The organism is Parafrankia colletiae (genome assembly GCF_001854655.1).
GTDB classification, from domain to species: Bacteria; Actinomycetota; Actinomycetes; order Frankiales; family Frankiaceae; genus Parafrankia; species Parafrankia colletiae.
In genome coordinates this window covers 1-3,403 of sequence record NZ_MBLM01000008.1, presented here as the reverse complement: position 1 = coordinate 3,403, position 3,403 = coordinate 1, and the positions used below count along the sequence as shown (strand labels likewise).

The following is a 3,403-nucleotide window of genomic DNA, read 5'->3' as shown; positions in this document are numbered from 1 at the left end:
CCCAGGACACAGCACGAACGGACCTGCTGCACACGGCCGAACTCGCCGTCTCCGGCGCACGGGCGAAACCGGCCACCGCCCCACCGTTTCCCACCAGCACAAACGCAGCACCAGCACCGCCCCCGTTCCCCACACCCACACCCACACCCGAAACGACCGGACAGGCACACACCGGCGTATCCGTCCCACCGGGCGGCATCCAGATCGGAAACGTCACCGCACCCGGCGGACAGGCCATCGGGATCAACCACGGGCAGATCATCCAGCATCGGAACGACTCCAGCCGGTGACCCCCAATGCCAGCGACGCCACCTTGACGATCAGGGTCAGCCGATGGTGAACGCTGCGTCCGCTCCGAACGGCCAAGCCGTCGGGGTGAACTACGGGCAGGTCCTGCAACAGCGGTTCTCCGGCCCCTTCCAACTGCTGCGCCACGCCACGATCAATCTCGCCCCCTGCCCGGGCACCTACGACTGTCCGACCCGGCGGACACCGCCAACCCGGTCGCCAGATTCCGGGGACGCACCGACCTCATCGGCAAGATCGACACCTTCATCAGCCGATGTGTGCAGCAGCGCCGTGGCGGCTACCTGCTGGTGGAGGCAGAGGCGGGGATGGGGAAGTCGGCGTTGGCGGCCTACCTGACGTTCACCCGGGTCTGGCCGGCGCACTTCACCCGCCTCCCCGACGGCCACACCCCCGAAACAGCCCGGCTCAACCTCGCCGCACAGCTCATCGCCCGCTGGAAACTCGAAGACGCCGCCCCCGGCGGGGTCCTGCCCGACGGAGCAACCAGCACCGCCTGGCTCCACGGCCGGCTCTGYGACGCCGCGAAGAACCGCGACCGCGACCGCGACGAACCCGACCAGCCCGTGATCCTCCTCGTCGACGGCCTCGACGAAGCCCCACCCCCACCGGCCGGGGAACTCCCCCTCGGCCTACCCCCGGCCYTACCCCCGGGCACGGTCATCGTCGCCACCACCCGACCCAAAACCATCACGATCCCCACCGGGGCACGGGTCGTGGAACGCATCGACGTCGAAAGCAGTCGTCGAACCGCGCGTGCGCCCTCGACGCCGCATGCAACAATCGCACTTGCAGTGCCCTCTCGATCTGGTGGACGGAAGCGTAGGGAACTTCCATCCTCCCGACTCGGAGGGCACTTTCGCGCCAGGAACCCCGACGGACAGGAATAAACAGCGGTACATCCAGGCTAAGACCTGATTATCTAGTTTTCTTCTCGTAAAATTAGATCCTGTAGAGATTCCAGCGCAATCCCATACGGAGTGAACGAGTCGTCGCCTTGAATCCCAAAATCCCCAATTTCATCAGAAAGGCACTCGACAAGTTCGTCTCCGATGGACACGCCAAGCGGAAACCCTGATATATAGTCATCGATAAAACCCGTCAGATCTGGGCGTCTCCTTGCCGCAACGCCACGCATCATAGCAGCTTGTCCGGCATTACCCGACCATAGAGACCGCACCAGCATCGCCACCCGCGCCTATTCTTAGCCCAGCAAGTGATTACGCAATTCCTTGAATTCAGCACAACGACCACATCTCGGCCAYCGTATCGCATACGCTCGCCGGATTACGCTTCCGAGCGGATATGATTTCTAACGGCATCGAGAATTGCGCGCCGATTTACACCGCGACCGTTACGGCCTATAGCCTGCATGAATTCCGCACCTGGCCGTGTTGCGGCACCTGACCTGGTCGCAGACCGACCTCGTCTCGTGGCAATACAGAGGATCAGCGGTGTCCGAAGCGCGTTCCGTCCACCTGATGATGTGTCTGGTTGAACGCCGGCTCGGCCGGTGATCGAGTCGATCACCGGCCGAGCGCGGGTTTCTGTGCTGCTTTGCGCGCGCTATTTCTGAGGGTTCGCCCTACGTCTGGTCAGGCTTCGTGGCCAGCGCGGGCGTGAGGGCCGGTGTGGGGGTCGGAGTTGGGGTTGGGGTCGGAGTTGGTGTCGGCGTGGTAGTCAATGCCGGAGCCGGAGCCGAAATGCCGGCAGGAGTCCAGGTGATCGTGACCTCACCGTTGCCGTCGTTGATCGTGCCCGAGTTGACGCCGGCAGCAAGGACGGGGTTCACGATGCCCGATGCGGCGAACGAACTCCCGCCAGCGCCCCCGCCGCCGGCACCACCGCCGCCGCCGAAGGGGCCGCCGCCACCGCTGCCGCCGCCGCCGCCGAAGTAGCCGCCGCCACCGCCGCCGCCCGCGCCACCGCCGGAAGTGGTGGCGGTCGGGTTCTGGCAGGGCGGGGTGTACACCCCGTTGCAGGGTAGGTTCCCGGCCCCGCCGATGCCGCCGGCCGCGGAAGTACTGTCGGCACCGTCCCCGCCGCAGCGCGGATCGGTCAGCGGGTCACTGGGTGGGGGGCTCCCGGCGCCGTGCCGGCACGCGTTCAGCCCAGCGACACCTCCGGCGGTCTGGGTGCCGCCCTTGCCGGAGACTCCGGCGTTACCACCGTCCACGGTCGCGCCACCATCGGCGCCGGCGTCACCACCACCGTCACCGCCGGCCCCGCCGAGCGCGTTGCCCTGGCCTCCGGTACCGCCGCCACCGCCACCGCCCGCACCGACCAGGACACGGGTGGACGAGTCACAGGTCAGTGCGGCACACCCCGCCGCGGCCGAGCGGACGTCCGAGGAGCCGCCGCCGCCGGAGCCGTTACCACCGTTGAACGCTGTTCCGCCGTTGGCACCGGAGCCGTCACCGGGCCCACCGTGCACGCCGGCGTCGGACCCACCGAACCCGCCGAGCGCTCCCGACCCGCCGGACGGGCCGTTGCTCATCCCGCCCGAGCGTGAGGCACCGGTTCCGTCAGCGCCTCTACCTGCCACGTCCACCTGCAGGACGCGGCCGCTCGTCAAACCTGTGAGTGTCCCGGATGCCTGACCACCGTTGCCTCCGGGGCGCCCCGTGATGTCCCCTGCTGGGGATGGGTGTGCCTCGTCGCCGGCGATGAAATAGTGCCCGCCCCGGGCGCCGGTCACCCTGATCTCGGCCGAGTCGACTCCCGCGGGCACCGTGAAGGTGTCCGATCCGACGGTGCGATAGGTGCAGGTCATCGTCGTCGTCCCGGACAGCACACCGGTGCTCCCACACACCGGCGCCGGGGTGATCGCGATCCCCATCGGTCGGTCACCGACGGGGATGGGGGTGCCGGGGGTCCTGGTGGCCAGATCGATCGGCGTCACCGCGTTGCTGTCGCGGTTGACAACGTAGGCGGCTATGCCGTCCGGCGTGATCGCGATGGCGAACGGGAGGGTACCTCCGGTGGCGATGGTGGCGCCGGGGGTGTTGGTGGCCACGTCGATCGGCGTCACCACGTTTTCCCGCTCATTGGTGATGTACACCGTTCTGCCATCCGGCGTGATCGAGATCCCGACCGG

General features: G+C 67.6%; 3 protein-coding genes and 1 pseudogene. 2 read left to right on the top strand and 2 right to left on the bottom strand.

What is annotated here, in order from left to right:
* Positions 1–290, top strand: a pseudogene (locus tag CC117_RS38415) (toll/interleukin-1 receptor domain-containing protein); the annotation flags it as partial.
* Between the two features lie 276 nt (positions 291–566).
* On the top strand, positions 567–1,196 hold the full coding sequence (locus CC117_RS03410; RefSeq protein WP_071082317.1) for a hypothetical protein: 630 nt from the start codon (positions 567–569) through the stop codon (positions 1,194–1,196).
* Positions 1,197–1,228: 32 nt separating this feature from the next.
* On the opposite strand, the gene CC117_RS36980 is transcribed toward CC117_RS03410, so the two are convergent.
* Together CC117_RS36980 and CC117_RS39725 are read right to left on the bottom strand one after the other, a co-directional pair.
* Positions 1,229–1,498, bottom strand: a complete 270-nt coding sequence (locus tag CC117_RS36980) for a hypothetical protein (RefSeq protein ID WP_131803002.1) — start codon at positions 1,496–1,498, stop codon at positions 1,229–1,231.
* A gap of 393 nt (positions 1,499–1,891) precedes the next feature.
* On the bottom strand, positions 1,892–3,403 hold a 1,512-nt coding region (locus CC117_RS39725), incomplete at its 5' end, for a YncE family protein (RefSeq protein ID WP_131803001.1).